Source organism: Pseudoalteromonas sp. 13-15 (assembly GCF_001468205.2).
Lineage (GTDB): Bacteria > Pseudomonadota > Gammaproteobacteria > Enterobacterales > Alteromonadaceae > Pseudoalteromonas > Pseudoalteromonas marina.
In genome coordinates this window covers 1,372,864-1,388,153 of record NZ_CP019162.1, presented here as the reverse complement: position 1 = coordinate 1,388,153, position 15,290 = coordinate 1,372,864, and the positions used below count along the sequence as shown (strand labels likewise).

13 protein-coding genes are annotated in these 15,290 nt (G+C 40.9%); 8 read left to right on the top strand and 5 right to left on the bottom strand.

Features of this window, described 5'->3' with window-relative positions:
- Window positions 1-10 precede the first annotated feature (10 nt).
- From ATS72_RS06460 to ATS72_RS06440, 5 genes are all read left to right on the top strand, one after another.
- On the top strand, window positions 11-529 hold the full coding sequence (locus ATS72_RS06460) for an OmpH family outer membrane protein (RefSeq protein WP_006793627.1): 519 nt from the start codon (window positions 11-13) through the stop codon (window positions 527-529).
- 7 nt (window positions 530-536) lie between these two features.
- Window positions 537-1,559, top strand: a complete 1,023-nt coding sequence (gene lpxD, locus ATS72_RS06455; protein ID WP_006793626.1) for a UDP-3-O-(3-hydroxymyristoyl)glucosamine N-acyltransferase — start codon at window positions 537-539, stop codon at window positions 1,557-1,559.
- Window positions 1,560-1,586: 27 nt separating this feature from the next.
- On the top strand, window positions 1,587-2,039 hold the full coding sequence (fabZ, locus tag ATS72_RS06450) for a 3-hydroxyacyl-ACP dehydratase FabZ (protein ID WP_006793625.1): 453 nt from the start codon (window positions 1,587-1,589) through the stop codon (window positions 2,037-2,039).
- A gap of 2 nt (window positions 2,040-2,041) precedes the next feature.
- Window positions 2,042-2,812, top strand: coding sequence for an acyl-ACP--UDP-N-acetylglucosamine O-acyltransferase (gene lpxA / locus ATS72_RS06445; RefSeq protein ID WP_008126674.1), 771 nt, complete (start codon window positions 2,042-2,044; stop codon window positions 2,810-2,812).
- A gap of 138 nt (window positions 2,813-2,950) precedes the next feature.
- Window positions 2,951-3,343, top strand: a complete 393-nt coding sequence (locus ATS72_RS06440; protein ID WP_006793623.1) for a septal ring lytic transglycosylase RlpA family protein — start codon at window positions 2,951-2,953, stop codon at window positions 3,341-3,343.
- On the opposite strand, the gene cydC is transcribed toward ATS72_RS06440, so the two are convergent.
- Genes cydC through ATS72_RS06415 form a run of 5 tightly spaced genes read right to left on the bottom strand, consistent with a single transcriptional unit; the run spans window position 3,326 to window position 9,731 of the window.
- On the bottom strand, window positions 3,326-5,068 hold the full coding sequence (gene cydC / locus ATS72_RS06435; RefSeq protein ID WP_058429491.1) for a thiol reductant ABC exporter subunit CydC: 1,743 nt from the start codon (window positions 5,066-5,068) through the stop codon (window positions 3,326-3,328). The two genes, ATS72_RS06440 and cydC, sit on opposite strands and share 18 nt — an antisense overlap.
- Window positions 5,061-6,848 carry a thiol reductant ABC exporter subunit CydD gene (gene cydD, locus ATS72_RS06430; protein ID WP_058429490.1) on the bottom strand — a complete coding sequence of 596 codons (1,788 nt, stop codon included), beginning with the start codon at window positions 6,846-6,848 and terminating at the stop codon, window positions 5,061-5,063. Before cydD ends, cydC begins: the two co-directional genes overlap by 8 nt.
- Complete coding sequence (gene cydX / locus ATS72_RS06425; RefSeq protein WP_006793620.1) at window positions 6,838-7,002, bottom strand: cytochrome bd-I oxidase subunit CydX; 165 nt, start codon at window positions 7,000-7,002, stop codon at window positions 6,838-6,840. Before cydX ends, cydD begins: the two co-directional genes overlap by 11 nt.
- 12 nt (window positions 7,003-7,014) lie before the next feature.
- Complete coding sequence (cydB, locus tag ATS72_RS06420) at window positions 7,015-8,154, bottom strand: cytochrome d ubiquinol oxidase subunit II (RefSeq protein WP_058429489.1); 1,140 nt, start codon at window positions 8,152-8,154, stop codon at window positions 7,015-7,017.
- A 2-nt stretch (window positions 8,155-8,156) separates the two neighbouring features.
- A complete protein-coding gene (locus ATS72_RS06415; RefSeq protein ID WP_058429488.1) occupies window positions 8,157-9,731 on the bottom strand; it encodes a cytochrome ubiquinol oxidase subunit I in 1,575 nt (524 codons plus the stop codon).
- A gap of 299 nt (window positions 9,732-10,030) precedes the next feature.
- Here ATS72_RS06415 and lpxB point away from each other — a divergent pair, with 299 nt between their 5' ends.
- From lpxB to dnaE, 3 genes are read left to right on the top strand one after another with little or no spacing between them, the layout of a single operon-like run.
- A complete protein-coding gene (lpxB, locus tag ATS72_RS06410) occupies window positions 10,031-11,188 on the top strand; it encodes a lipid-A-disaccharide synthase (RefSeq protein WP_058429487.1) in 1,158 nt (385 codons plus the stop codon).
- Window positions 11,178-11,783, top strand: coding sequence for a ribonuclease HII (gene rnhB, locus ATS72_RS06405; protein ID WP_010557170.1), 606 nt, complete (start codon window positions 11,178-11,180; stop codon window positions 11,781-11,783). Before lpxB ends, rnhB begins: the two co-directional genes overlap by 11 nt.
- Complete coding sequence (gene dnaE, locus ATS72_RS06400) at window positions 11,783-15,274, top strand: DNA polymerase III subunit alpha (protein WP_058429486.1); 3,492 nt, start codon at window positions 11,783-11,785, stop codon at window positions 15,272-15,274. Before rnhB ends, dnaE begins: the two co-directional genes overlap by 1 nt.
- The last annotated feature ends 16 nt before the right edge of the window (window positions 15,275-15,290 follow it).

The following is a 15,290-nucleotide window of genomic DNA, read 5'->3' as shown; positions in this document are numbered from 1 at the left end:
GGAGTTTTTTATGACTAAATTATTTAAATCAACGGCAGTGGCTGTTTTAGCAACGTTAATGATGGGTACTTCTGCTAGCGCTCTTGCGCACAAAGTAGGTGTTGTAGATATGCAAGAAATCTACAAGCAAATTCCTCAAATGGCTAAAATTGAGCAGTCACTACAAAGCGAATTTGCTGAGCGTCGCCAAGAGCTTGAAAAGTTACAAGGTGATATTCGCTTTGAAGCTGAGAAGTTTAAGCGTGAGAGCACAACGATGAGCCAAGCTCAAAAAGATGCACTACGTGATAAAATTCAAGGTATGCAAAAAAACCTTGCTGAAGTAGGTCGTCCTTTAGAGCAAGAAATCAAAGCTCGCCAAAACCAAGAGCTTGCAAAAGTTCAGGGCTTAATTATTAAAACAATTGAAGAGATTGCTAAAGACGGTGACTTTGATGAAGTTAAAGTAAAAGACACAACAATTTATTTTAACCCTAAAGAAGTTACAGACCTTTCATCTAAAGTAGTAACAGCTGTTAGCAAGAAATAATCACTCTATGCAAAATTATACGCTTTCGCAAATTGCGGAACTTCTAGGCGCCGAACTTCAGGGTGATGGCGCTTTAGAAATAACAAAAATAGCGACACTTGCAAATGCCCGTACTGGGCATATTGCATTTTTAGCGAACTCAAAATATCGTGTTCAACTTGAAGCCACTCAAGCCAGTGCTGTTATCGTTAACCAAGCAGATGCCGCGCATTTTAATGGTAATAAAGTGATTGTTTCAAATCCGTATGTCAGTTACGCAAAGCTTGCGCAATTTATGGATACAACACCACGTTCTGCCTCTTTGGGTATTCATCCAAGTGCAACAATTCACCCTAGTGCAAATATAAGTAAAAGTGCTGCTATAGGCGCTAATGCTGTTATAGAGGCTGGTGCAGTTGTTGGTGATAACGCGCAAATTGGTCCGAACAGTTTTATCGGAGAACGTGTTAAAATAGGTGCCGGGACAAAGCTTTGGCCTAGTGTGACTATTTACCATGACGTTGAAATTGGATCGGATTGTTTGTTCCAGGCAAATAGTGTTGTTGGTAGCGATGGGTTCGGTTATGCAAATGAGCGTGGGCAGTGGCTTAAAATTCCTCAGCTAGGCTCTGTGATCATAGGCGATAAAGTAGAAATAGGCGCCAGCACTACAATTGACCGTGGTGCACTTGATAATACGATTATTCATAGCAATGTGATTATTGATAATCAATGTCAAATAGCACACAACGTTGAAGTTAACTCGGGCACAGCAATTGCTGGCTGCTCTGTTCTTGCAGGTAGTGTTACCATAGGTAAAAACTGCCAAATTGGTGGTATGACTGCAATTAATGGTCACATGTCAGTATGTGATGGTGTTATAATTACGGGTATGAGCATGGTGACAAAATCAATCACCGAACCCGGTATTTATTCATCAGGTATGCCCCATACAACTAACAAAGAATGGCGTAAATCAATTGCTCACTTGCGTAATCTATCAGACATGAAGTCTCGTTTGAAAGCGCTTGAAGCACTGGCTAAGTCATAAACGTTGAACACATAAAAGGATGCTATTTTGGCAAACGAATTAAATAGCCTTGATATTCAAGAAATCTTAGCTTTATTACCACACCGTTACCCGATGCTTTTAATTGATCGTGTTATTGATTTTACTCCGGGTAAGACATTGCATGCCATTAAAAATGTATCTATAAACGAGCCTATTTTTACTGGCCATTTTCCAAACCAGCCTATTTTCCCTGGTGTGCTAATATTAGAAGCTATGGCACAAGCTACAGGTCTTCTTGGTTTTAAAACAGTTGAAAATCGCAGCGAAGACGAGCTTTACTTATTTGCAGCAGTAGACAACGCTCGTTTTAAGCAACCGGTTGTGCCTGGTGATACATTGCATTTGCATGTAGAGTTTTTAAAAGAGCGCCGCAATATATGGAAGTTTGCTGCTGAAGCTAAAGTTGACGGCAAAGTAGTATGTAGTGCCGAAATTATGTGTGCGAGAAGAGAGTTTTAATAGTGATCCATTCTACAGCAATAATCGAACCTGGCGCTAAACTAGGCAACAATGTCTCAGTTGGTCCATATAGTTATATAGGCAATGATGTTGTTATCGGTGATAACTGTATTATTGAATCTCACGTTGTTGTTAAAGGACCGTCTACCATTGGTTCTGGAAATCATATTTTTCAATTTGCGTCTGTCGGTGAAGCTTGCCAAGACAAAAAATACAACAACGAACCCACTACGTTAATCATTGGTGACAATAATGTTATCCGTGAGTGTGCAACCATTCACCGTGGTACCATTCAAGACCAAGGCGTAACAAAAATTGGTAGTAATAACTTATTTATGGCTTATACCCACGTGGCACATGATGCAGTGATAGGCGATAACGTAATTTTTGCTAATAATGCCAGTGTTGCAGGCCATGTTCATGTTGCTGATTGGGTTATCTTAGGTGGTAATTCAGGGGTTCATCAATTTTGTAAAATAGGGGCACATGCGTTTATTGGCATGTACTCTGGCGTTAACAAAGATGTTCCACCATTTGTGACCACGATTGGTATGCCAGCAGGTCCTGCTGCAATCAATAAAGAAGGCATGAAACGCCGAGGCTTTGAAAGCGATGAAATAATGGCCGTTCGCCGAGCGTATAAAGCGTTTTATCGTAAGAGTTTAGGTGTTGATGAAGCAATTGAATCACTAAGTGAAGATGCGGCTAAATACCCTGCAGTACAAACTATGATAGATTTTGTTAAAAGCTCTGAGCGCGGGATCGTAAGATAAGCACTTTTTGTTTTTAAATAAACCACCTTAGAGAAATCGACGGTGGTTTTTTATTGCCTTTAAAATATTTTAATTCAGTATGCACTCAGCGAGGCAAGGTTAACCTTTGCGCAAATTTACTATATTTAAAGCACAGCTATGTCTCTTACGAAGTTAATTTTACCCCTCAGTTTTTTGTCTATCTTGGCTGCGTGTAGTAGCCAACCTGTCGTTACCACAGCTAATGGTGAGCGTACTCAGTTAGGGAAAGCTTCTTATTACGCTAATAAATATCATGGCCGCACAACGGCAAATGGCGAAACCTTTAATCAAAACGCTGCCACTGCTGCACATTTAGAGTTTGATTTTGGTACTAAGGTAAAGGTAACTAACTTAGCTAACAATAAATCGGTAATCGTAAGAATAAATGATAGGGGCCCGTACGTTAGAGGGCGTGTTATTGATTTATCGTTAGGTATGTTTAAAAAAATAGCCGACCCTAAAGTCGGCGTTATTGATGTCTCAATCAGCGTATTAAAAACGGGTGGTTAGCGACACATATTCCTGATGTTTTTCGCTAAGCTCTTTGTGGCTACCTTGCGCTACAAGTTTGCCATTTTCTAGCCAAATAATGTTATCCATTTGCGCTAGAAGAGCAGGGTCGTGGGTAATTGTAAGTACGCTTGCGTCACTCATTACGTGCATAATGGCGTTCATTACGGTTTGCTTAGATTGGTTATCTAGCCCTTCTGTGGGTTCATCAAGTACTAAAATAGCGGGGTTTTGTAATAAAGCCTGCGCAATCGCTATACGCCTTGATTGCCCTTGGGATACGCTTCTGCCGCCTGTCCCTAAACGTATTTTTAGACCCTCTTGTAGCTCATTAAACCAAGGCTCTAGCTGTGCAAGGTTAATGGCTTCAAGCATTTCTTCTTTTGTAGCGCTTGGCTTTGCATAGCGCAAGTTTTCACTTAATGTGCCATCAAAAATATGATGTTGCTGCGCTAATATATTTATAACGTTTGCGCGGCTGTCACTGCTAAGTGAGTGAAGGTCTTGCGCGTTATTGTGGTCACCTAATGTAATACTACCTTGCTGAAGTGGCCATAAACCGGTTAGCAAATTAACTAAGGTGGTTTTACCGCTCCCGCTTCGACCTACAATGGCTACTTTTTGCCGCGATTTAAGCATAAAACTGACATTATTTAATGCGTTATGCTCATCGTATTTATAGCTAATGTTATTAAGCGTTAGCGCAATATTATTTTTATCAAACTGAGTATCAATTAAAGCGCTACAATTATTGCTCTGATCAGATGCTTTATCTTGGAGGGTAAATAACCGCTCTGCGGCTTTTAGTACATTAGGCAGCTCTATAAATGCATTGGGCAGTAGTAATACGCTTTCAAAGCTTGCTAATACAAAAAGCGTTAACATGGCAAGTTCTACGTTAACCATGGAATTAGTATAAACCAATGGGGCTATCGTCACTATGCTAGCTAACATGGCCATTTGTACTATTAGTAGAGTCAGTCCATCTGCATTTGCTAACGCCTTATGACGAACAAATAATTGTTGGTTGTACTGCTCGTTTAATCTATCGCATTTATTTAACTGCTCAGTACGGGCTTGATAAATACTAAGCTCTCTGAGGCCTGTTAAGGTATCTGATAATTCGGCCCGTAACTGTGCACTAAGGTGTGTTTCTTTGTGACTATTTTTTGTAAGTGAAGCACTTAAAAGCGCAGGTATGACAACGCCAATTAATAAAATTCCCATAAAGCAAATGAGTGCTACATTTGCATTATAAGCAGACATGAAAAGCAAAATGATTGGCACGCTTAACAAAGCAACCATCATGGGCATTAACACGTTCAAATAAAATTTATCGAGTGCGTCAACATCGTTCTGTAGTCGATTCAGTAAATCAGCGCTGCGGCTCATGGCTAAATCAACATTGTTGAGCTTACTGAGTGTTGCAAACATATTTACGCGAATTTCACTCAACAATAAAAAAGTCGCATTATGAGTAACTAAGCGCTCAGCATAACGAGAAGCCGTTCTTACGATAGCTAAAAAACGTATTGTGCCAGCGGGTGTAAAATAGTTCATTTGCACGCCAGCAATACCTGCAGCTGCCATAGATGCTAAAAACCAGCCTGAAATAGCCAGTAAGCCAACGTTCGCAAGCACCGTAATTGTTGCTAACAGCGTACCCAGTAGCATGGCTTTATAATGAGGGCGGCAGAGCTTTATCAATCTAATAAAGTTATTCATCGGAACCTCCTTGCTTAGCGGCATTTAGCAAATTATAAAACACGCCATGGTGAGTGCTTAGTTTTTCAAAGCTACCTTGCTCAGTGACCTTACCCTGGTCCATTACAATAATATTGTCGGCGTGTTTTACAGTGTTTAATCTGTGTGCGATTACCAGTACTAAATTGTTTTTAGCGTACATATTAATGGCGTGTTGAATGTGTTGCTCTGTTTGGCTATCAAGGTGGGCTGTTGGCTCATCAAGCATTAATATAGGGGCGTTTTTTAAAAATGCCCGAGCAAGTGCAATACGTTGCTTTTGCCCTCCAGAGAGTCCTTCACCTTGCTCTCCTATTAACGTATCAAACCCAGAGGGTAGGGTATTTATAAACTCAAGGGCGCCTGCTTGTTGCGCTGCTTGCTCTAGCTCTTGCTGTGATGCGTCTGGTTTGGCTAATTTTATATTAGCGCCAATGCTATCGAAAAATAGTGTTGGATTTTGTGGTATCCACGCAACTTGATTCTGTAGTTGGGTGATATCGTTTGCTGCTAATGGCAATCCGTTAATATAAATACAAGGTATTACTTTGGGGTGAAAACCCAGCAGGCAATCAAATAAAGTACTTTTCCCTGAGCCACTGTTACCCACAACTGCCACCAAGCCTTTTTTTGGTAGGCTTAAGGTGACATTGTGTATGCCTTCGTTACTGTCAGAGTAAATGTAGGTTAAGTTTTTGATGTTTATTGAATCAATAGTATCAGACGTGGTGTATTCGGTTGTATTGTTAACTAGTTCAGTATCTTGATAGGGTAAGGGGGCATTTAAAATAGTCACCATGTCAGCAGCGGCGCTAATACCTTGCAAGCGAGCATGATAATGGCTTCCTAATTGACGAAGCGGTAAATAAAACTCGGGAGCTAAAAGCAGCACAACAAAGCCAGTAGAAAAATCAAGTGTGCCAAAAAAAAGCCTAAAACCAATAATTACAGCCACTAAAGCCACACTGATTGTAGCTAAAAACTCTAAGGCAAAAGACGATAAAAACGCAATTTTTAACACGCCTAGCGTGGTATGCCTAAAGTCATCAGAAATTTTAGCTATTTGTTTTAATTCGGTTTGCGTGGCATTAAATAGTTTTAACTGGGTTAACCCCTGCACTCTGTCAAAAAAGTAATTGCCAAGAACAGCAAGTTGTTGCCAACGCTTTTGATTTAACGCTTCTGCTTTTGATCCAACTAAAATCATAAAAAAAGGGATAAGCGGAGCTGTTAATAAAAATATTAATCCCGCTTTATAATCGGTCGGAAAAATAACAACCAAGATTGCTAGTGGAATAAGAGCACTGTAAGCAACATCAGGCAGGTATTTAGCGTAATAGTCGTGAAGTTCTTCTACACCATTGTGCAATGTATTTAAGGTTGCACCTTGACCGTGTTGCTCAATATAACTAGGGCCCAGCAAGCTTAATTTAGTTAACAGTGTTTGGCGCATAGCCGACTTTATTTTAAGGGCAGCAAAAGCACTTAGCCTTTCACTTAGCGCTAAAAAAATAGCGCGAAGCAAAACAATACCTGCTAATGGCCACAGTAAGTGAGTGACTTCACTTAAGCTACTACCTTCAAACATTACGTTATGAATAGCCTGAGCAAGTAAATATGCTCCGGCAATCATTAAAATAGCATTAAAAGTACCCAGTGCAATACTGAGCTTTAACCATAATGAGGCGGGTTTACTTTGTGTTTTTAAAAAAGCGCGCAGTGTTTGTTGCTGCGCGCGATTTGGTCGGGGGTTAGTCGTCATTGTTGGTCGAGTTAGCCTCGTTCAATAAATCATGCATCGGTTGTTCATCATCAGCAATGCTGTTTTTATTTTGATGAAATTCGTACCACATTACATTTATTACCCCTAAGGTACAGGCTAAAAGTACACCTAAAATCCAAGCAAAATACCACATAGTTCAGTCTCCTTAGTAGCTGCCGTGAGTGTTAGTTTCAATTTCTTCTACGGTTACTCTGCGCCACATTTTTACATAACACCACGTGGTGTAGGCTAAAATTAATGGTACAAAAATGGCCACGGCTACAAGCATAATGTTAAGCGTTTTATGGCTCGAAACGGCATCCCAAATTGTTAAGCTAATATTGGGGTTGTTAATTGATGGCATAATAAATGGAAATAATGAAACGCCCGCCGTCATAATGACACCTACTAACATAAGTGCAGTCGAAATAAGCCCTAACGCTGGTTTATTGAGCTTTGAAAATACTAATGCACTCAATGCCATAGCAAACGCTAGAACAGGAAAGGTTACTGTCCATGCACGCTCAGTGTAATTATTTAGCCAAGCGCCTTTTGCTGTGGTAACTACTTTAGCGAGCGGATCAGCATGGCCTTGAGTATCGCCCATAGACACAATTTGGTAGCCATTCAAATTAGCCACCCAAACTCCAGCCGCGGCAAATAAAACAATAAATGCAATCAATGCATAACGTCCGTATTGGCCAGAGCGTTCTGCAACCGCATCTGCTGTGCGAAGTTGTAACCACATACCTGCATGTGCAATAAGCATAGCTATACTAATTAAACCAGCGAGGAGTGCAAATGGGGTTAACAAGCCAAAAAACGAACCTTGGTAACTTACACGTAATAAATTATCAATATTGAATGGTACACCTAAAAACAAGTTACCAAATGCTACACCAAATACTAAAGCCGGTATTGCGCTACCTGCAAATAATCCCCAATCCCAGTTATTACGCCAGCGCTTAGAATCAATTTTAGAGCGGTAATCAAAACCAAGAGGTCTAAAAAAGAGTGCAAATAGCACCAGCATCATGGCAAAGTAAAACCCCGAAAAAGCGGCTGCATACACCATTGGCCAAGCCGCAAATAATGCTCCGCCTGCGGTGATAAACCAAACTTGGTTACCATCCCAGTGTGCGCCAATTGTATTAATTACAGTGCGTCGTTCTAAATCTGTTTTACCAACTAGGCGAAGGAGCATAGCAACCCCCATATCCATACCATCGGTAATTGCAAAGCCGATTAAAAGGACACCAATGATCAACCACCACAACATTTTTAATGTTTCATAATCAAAAATCATGATTATTCTCCTTTTGCTTGTGTGTTGTTTGGCAGCTCAAAATGGTATTTACCAGTATGTAATGAGCTAGGGCCTTTTTTAATAAAGTGAATCATTAACCAGCCTTCAACAATGGCAAGGCCAGTGTAAAAAATGATGAAGCCCGTTAAGCTAATTAAAATGTCATTGACCGTTAATGACGACGTTGCTAAAAAAGTCGGTAGTATTTCAGAAATAGCCCAAGGTTGGCGACCATATTCTGCAACGATCCAGCCAAATTCAATCGCAATCCATGGCAATGGAATACTTAACACTGTAGCCCAAAGTAACCAGCGTTTTTGCTCAATAATACGGTGTGCATTGTAGTAAAATGCTAATACAAACACAGCAAGCATAGCGACACCACAGGCAACCATAATCCTAAACGACCAAAACATAGGGCCTACTTTTGGGAATGAATCTTTCACTGCTTTTTGAATTTGCTCTTCTGTGGCGTCAACAACATCAGATGTATATCGTTTAAGCAATAAACCGTAGCCTAAGTCATCTTTTACTGCGTCAAATTTAGCAATTTTTTCAGGCGTATCTTCGCCGTTTCTTAGTTTAGTGAGATAACCATAGGCAATCATGCCGTTACGAATACGTATTTCATGCTTCTTCTCTAAATCAGAAATACCCGTAACTTTTTCGTCAAGTGAGCGTGTAGCAATAATGCCCAGTGCATAGGGTATTTTTACAGCGGCATGGGTTACTTGCTCTTCAGAGTCAGGAAAACCAAATGCAGTAAACGCAGCGGGCGCTTCTTCTGTGTGCCACTCGGCTTCAATAGTTGCTAATTTTACTTTTTGAATTTCGCCTACTTCATAGCCTGATTCATCACCAAGTAAAATAACACATAAAATTGAGGCTAAACCAAACCCTGAAGCCACTGAAAATGAACGTTTGGCAAATGCTAAATCGCGACCTTTTAGTATGTACCAACTACTTATACCTAAAACAAACATAGACGCGGCGACATAACCTGCAGATACCGTGTGAATAAACTTAACCTGTGCAACAGGGTTAAATACCAGCTCTGCAAAGCTGGTCATTTCCATTCGCATAGTTTGGTAGTTAAATTCAGCACCTACTGGGTTTTGCATCCAACCATTAGCAATTAATATCCATAATGCTGATAAGTTTGTACCCAGTGCCATTAAAAAGGTAGCGCCTAAATGTTGACGTTTAGAAAGTCTATCCCATCCTAAGAAGAACATACCCACAAAGGTTGATTCTAAAAAGAATGCCATTAACCCTTCAATAGCCAGAGGGGCACCAAATACATCACCCACATAATGTGAGTAGTAAGACCAGTTAGTGCCAAATTCAAACTCCATAGTGAGGCCTGTGGCAACACCAATGGCAAAGTTAATACCAAATAACTTACCCCAAAACTTAGTCATATCACGATAAATTTCGCGACCAGTCATAACATAAACTGATTCCATAATAACTAAGATCCAAGTCATACCTATTGTTAACGGTACAAATATGAAGTGAAAGAGTGCGGTAACAGCAAACTGTAGTCGCGATAGATCCACAAAGGTTTCATCTATCATTTTATGCTCCTTGAATGTGACGGATTAACTGGGCAATGAGTTATTGGCAGAGTTAATGATTGAATGAACTTTCAGTAATTACTGAAAGTTTGCAATATTATTCACAATTGCACAATACTTGTCAATATATATTAGTAAAACTTAATATATAATTTATATGCTACATCAGTATTAAAAATAAACAACAATAGAGATTATATTTACAGTTAAAAAACGAGTTATTTAAAGCGTTTAAACACATACCAAAACGCGGTAAACTAAACTCATGACGCCCGATTAAAATATGAACTAAAAAGCAAATGACGAAAGAAAAAAAACAACTACGAATAGGTATAGTGGCAGGCGAACTGTCGGGCGATATTTTAGGCGAAGGCCTAATAAAAGCATTAAAAGTACATTTTCCAGATGCCACTTTTGAGGGGATTGCAGGACCAAAAATGCAAGCTCAAGGTTGTAAAACTCTATACGATATGGATGAGCTGTCTGTAATGGGCTTGGTTGAAGTACTCGGGCGTTTACCGCGTTTACTGAAAATTCGTAAACAATTGGTTCAACATTTTATAGATAACCCACCCGATGTATTTATTGGAATAGACGCCCCTGATTTTAATCTTCGCGTTGAAAAACCTTTAAAAGATGCAGGCATTAAAACAGTTCAATACGTAAGCCCTTCAGTTTGGGCATGGCGAGAAAAACGTATTCATACTATTAGCGCAGCTACTAACTTAGTACTTGCACTATTGCCGTTTGAAAAAGAATTTTACGACAAGCATCAAGTACCGTGTACGTTTGTAGGGCACACATTAGCAGACGATATAGCGCTTGAGCACGACGATAGCCAAGCACGTGCAAAACTAGGCTTAAGTCTTGATGACAAAGTACTGGCATTATTGCCAGGTAGCCGAGGCTCTGAAGTGGGCTTACTGAGTGAAACCTATATAAAAACAGCGCAGCAACTTCAAGCTCAAAACCCAGACCTTAAAATTGTGGTTCCACTGGTAAACGAAAAGCGCAAAGCGCAGTTTACTGATATTTTAAATGCTACAGCGCCTAGTCTTAATATTAGCTTGCTAGATGGGCAATCTAAATTAGCAATGCAAGCGGCAGATGTCATTTTACTTGCGTCTGGCACAGCCACACTCGAAGGCATGCTGTATAAAAAGCCAATGGTTGTTGGGTATAAAATAAAACCATTAAGCTACTGGATTTTTAAAACCCTGTTTACCTTTAACATTAAATATTTTTCGTTGCCAAATTTATTGGCCGATGAAGAATTAGTGCCTGAATTTTTACAAAGCGACTGTAATGTTAAAAACTTAACTCAAGCACTTACCCCAATGCTAGAAACAGACAATAGACAATTAAAAGCACGTTTTTTAGAAATTCATGAAAACATTAGATTAAATGCCAGCGAGCAAGCAGCCAATGCCGTAGCGGAGTTAATACATGCAAATTGAACGACCCAATGTAACCTTAATTGCCGGTGTTGATGAAGTAGGGCGAGGCCCGCTTGTTGGCGATGTTGTTACCGCAGCAGTAATACTTGACCCAACTAAACCAATAGCGGGTCTAGCCGACTCTAAAAAATTAACAGACAAAAAGCGCCAAGCATTAGCCACCGAGATAAAAGAAAACGCATTATGTTATGCCTATGGCCGTTGTAGTCCATCAGAAATTGATGACTTAAACATTTTACACGCTACCATGCTTGCTATGAGCCGCGCTGTGGAAGGGTTAAGCACACAGCCTGAGTTTGTATTTATAGATGGTAACCGTTTACCAAAACTCACTATGCCTGCTCAAGCGGTTGTTAAAGGCGATAGCCTGGTTGCCGAAATATCAGCAGCCTCTATTTTAGCCAAAGTAGCGCGTGATGATGAAATGCTTGAACTTGATAAACGCCACCCGCAATACGGGTTTGCAGGGCATAAAGGTTACCCAACTAAAGCGCACTTTGCAGCACTTGAGCAGTACGGCGCAATAGATGAACATCGTAAAAGTTTTAAACCCGTGCAGCGTGTACTTATGCAAGCGAAAGGCGAGGCAAAATAATGGCAGCACCTGATTTTGTACATTTAAGGGTCCACTCAGACTTTTCGATGGTTGATGGCTTAGCTAAAACCAAGCCAATAGTCGCTAAGGCGCAAGAGCTAGAAATGCCCGCGATTGCTATTACCGATCAAATGAACTTTTGTGGATTAGTACGCTTTTATGGCGCTACCCATAATGCGGGTATAAAGCCGATTGTGGGTGCTGACTTTTGGCTGCGCAGCCCTGAATTTCCGGATGAGCCATGTCGCATTACAATTTTAGCTAAAGATAATGTGGGTTATAAAAATGTAACGCTATTAATTTCTGAGGCGTATCAGCGTGGTCATGTATTTCATCGTCCAGTAATTGACAGAGAATGGTTAGCTAATCATAAAGAAGGATTAATTATTCTTTCGGGCGCAAAAGACGGTGATTTAGGTAAAGCATTATTAAAAAATAATCCCGGCGTTATAGAAAGCGTAATTAGCTTTTATAAGCAGCACTTTAGCGATCATTACTATTTAGAGCTTGTACGAACTAACCGCCCGCTTGAAGAAGATTACCTGCACATGGCGGTAGAGCTTGCAGCTAAAGAGCAGCTGCCCGTTGTTGCAACCAACGAAGTGGTATTTCTAAAACCTGAAAATTTTGAAGCGCACGAAATTCGTGTAGCTATATTTGATGGCTACACACTTGATGACAAACGCCGTCCAAAACGTTTCTCAGAAGAGCAATACCTAAAAACGCCTGAGCAAATGGCTGAGCTATTTAGTGATATACCTGAAGCACTGCAAAATACGGTAGAAATAGCTAAACGCTGTAATGTGACTGTAAAGTTAGGCGAATACTTTTTACCAGATTATCCAACAGGCTCTCTTAATATTGATGAGTTTTTGGTTAAAGTGTCAGAAGATGGCCTTGAAGAACGACTCCAGTTTTTGTTCCCTGACGAAGAAGATAGAAAAGTAAAACGTGTTGAATACGATGAGCGTTTAGCCGTAGAGCTTGGCGTAATCAACCAAATGGGTTTTCCGGGTTACTTCTTAATCGTAATGGAGTTTATTCAGTGGAGTAAAGATAACAATATACCGGTAGGACCTGGTCGTGGTTCGGGTGCGGGTTCATTAGTAGCATACGCACTTAAAATTACCGATTTGGATCCCCTTGAGTTTGACTTGCTTTTTGAGCGATTTTTGAACCCTGAACGTGTATCAATGCCCGATTTCGACGTCGATTTTTGTATGGATAGACGTGACGAAGTAATTGATCACGTATCGGCATTGTATGGGCGTGACGCGGTATCACAAATTATTACTTTTGGTACTATGGCCGCAAAAGCGGTAATACGCGATGTAGGTCGTGTACTTGGTCATCCTTATGGTTTTGTTGATCGTATTTCGAAACTGATACCAGGCGATCCGGGGATGACCCTTGCCAAAGCCTTTGAAGTAGAGCCGCGTTTGCAAGAAGCCTACGATGGTGACTCAGAGGTAAAAGATTTAATCGATATGTGTCGCATCCTAGAAGGGTGTACGCGTAATGCCGGAAAACACGCCGGTGGTGTTGTAATATCGCCGACCACCATTACCGACTTTGCTGCACTTTATTGTGACGATGAAGGTAAATTTCCGGTAACACAGTTTGATAAAAACGACGTAGAAACCGCGGGCCTTGTTAAGTTCGATTTCTTGGGTTTACGTACCTTGACCATTTTGCAGTGGGCAGTGGATATGACCAACGTGCGTATGCAGCGCGAGGGCAAAGACCCTGTTGATATAAACACTATTCCACTGGATGATAAAAAAAGCATAGAGCTATTACTGCGCGCCGAAACAACCGCGGTGTTTCAGCTAGAATCGCGCGGCATGAAAGATTTAGTACGCCGCCTTAAGCCCGATTGCTTTGAAGATATGATTGCATTAGTAGCCTTGTTCCGCCCAGGTCCATTGCAATCAGGCATGGTAGATAACTTTATCGACCGAAAACTGGGTAGAGAGGAAATTTCATACCCAGATGCGCAGTACCAACACGAAAGCTTAAAACCAATACTCGATCCCACTTACGGCATTATTTTGTATCAAGAACAAGTAATGCAAATAGCGCAGGTACTGGCAGGTTATACGCTGGGTGGTGCAGATATGTTACGCCGTGCTATGGGTAAGAAAAAACCTGAAGAAATGGCAAAGCAGCGTTCAACGTTTGAAGATGGCGCGCGTAATAATGGTATTGATGGCGAACTGGCGATAAAAATCTTCGACTTGGTAGAAAAATTCGCAGGTTATGGTTTTAATAAATCTCACTCAGCAGCGTATGCACTGGTTTCGTACCAAACCTTATGGATGAAAACGCACCACCCAGCTGAGTTTATGGCTGCGGTAATGTCGGCCGATATGGATAACACCGACAAAATAGTGATTTTGGTAGATGAATGTGAAAACATGAAACTTACCTTATTACCGCCCGATGTAAACGCCGGTGAATTTAAGTTTACGGTAAACCTGCAAGGCGAAATTGTGTATGGTATTGGCGCAATTAAAGGTGTAGGTGAAGCGCCAGTAGACGCTATTTTAGAAGCGCGCGCAAAGGGCGGCCCGTTTAAGGATTTATTTGATTTTTGTGCTCGCGTTGACTTAAAACGCCTAAATAAACGTGTCACCGAAAAATTAATTTATGCTGGTGCACTTGATAAGCTTGGGCCAGAGAAAACCCAAGCAGGGCGTGCAACATTACTGGCAAGTTTAAAAGACGCTATGCGCGCGGCCGATCAGCACAACAAGGCAGAGCAACTTGGACAAAGCGATTTATTTGGTTTATTGGCTACTGAGCCAGACGAAGTAGAGCAAGCCTTTATTAAGGCCACGGGCCTGACCGACAATGAATGGCTTGAAGGTGAAAAAGATACCCTAGGCCTTTATTTAACTGGGCATCCGATAAATCAGTATCGCAAGGAGCTTAGGTATTACACCAGCGGAAAGCTGGTGGATTTACAACCAACTAATCGTGATGTACTCTCTACTGCCGCTGGTCTAGTTATTTCAGCGCGGACCTTAATTAATAAAAAAGGCAACCGTTGGGGCTTAATAACTTTAGATGACAAGAGCGCCCGTATTGATGTACGCTTGTTCCCGGAACAGTTTGAAATGTACCAAGAAATGCTTCAAGTTAATAATATCTTGGTAATATCTGGACAGGTCAGCTTTGATAACTTCTCCGGTGGCATTACAATGACCGCCAGAGAAATAAACACCATTGCTCAAGCGCGTGAAAAACGTATTAAAGCGATTAAAATGACGCTGAACATGGTGCAAATCGAGGCAGGTTTCTTCGATAAATTACAAAAAGTACTCGAACCTTATAAAATGGGAACGTGTCCGATCAAGGTTTATTACCAACGCCCAGATGCGTTGGCGCAATTAACCCTAGGGATCGAATGGTGTGTCACGCCGAGCGACGACTTAATTCACAAGTTATCACTCATGGCGGCACAAGATGTAGAACTAGAATTTAACTGATTAGGTAGTTTAGAGC

Coding starts and splice junctions, on each gene's coding strand:
- ATS72_RS06460 (WP_006793627.1), top strand. CDS start 11: ATGACTAAATTATTTAAATCAACGGCAGTGGCTGTTTTAGCAACGTTA.
- lpxD (WP_006793626.1), top strand. CDS start 537: ATGCAAAATTATACGCTTTCGCAAATTGCGGAACTTCTAGGCGCCGAA.
- ATS72_RS06440 (WP_006793623.1), top strand. CDS start 2,951: ATGTCTCTTACGAAGTTAATTTTACCCCTCAGTTTTTTGTCTATCTTG.
- cydC (WP_058429491.1), bottom strand. CDS start 5,068: ATGAATAACTTTATTAGATTGATAAAGCTCTGCCGCCCTCATTATAAA.
- cydD (WP_058429490.1), bottom strand. CDS start 6,848: ATGACGACTAACCCCCGACCAAATCGCGCGCAGCAACAAACACTGCGC.
- cydX (WP_006793620.1), bottom strand. CDS start 7,002: ATGTGGTATTTTGCTTGGATTTTAGGTGTACTTTTAGCCTGTACCTTA.
- cydB (WP_058429489.1), bottom strand. CDS start 8,154: ATGATTTTTGATTATGAAACATTAAAAATGTTGTGGTGGTTGATCATT.
- ATS72_RS06415 (WP_058429488.1), bottom strand. CDS start 9,731: ATGATAGATGAAACCTTTGTGGATCTATCGCGACTACAGTTTGCTGTT.
- lpxB (WP_058429487.1), top strand. CDS start 10,031: ATGACGAAAGAAAAAAAACAACTACGAATAGGTATAGTGGCAGGCGAA.
- rnhB (WP_010557170.1), top strand. CDS start 11,178: ATGCAAATTGAACGACCCAATGTAACCTTAATTGCCGGTGTTGATGAA.
- dnaE (WP_058429486.1), top strand. CDS start 11,783: ATGGCAGCACCTGATTTTGTACATTTAAGGGTCCACTCAGACTTTTCG.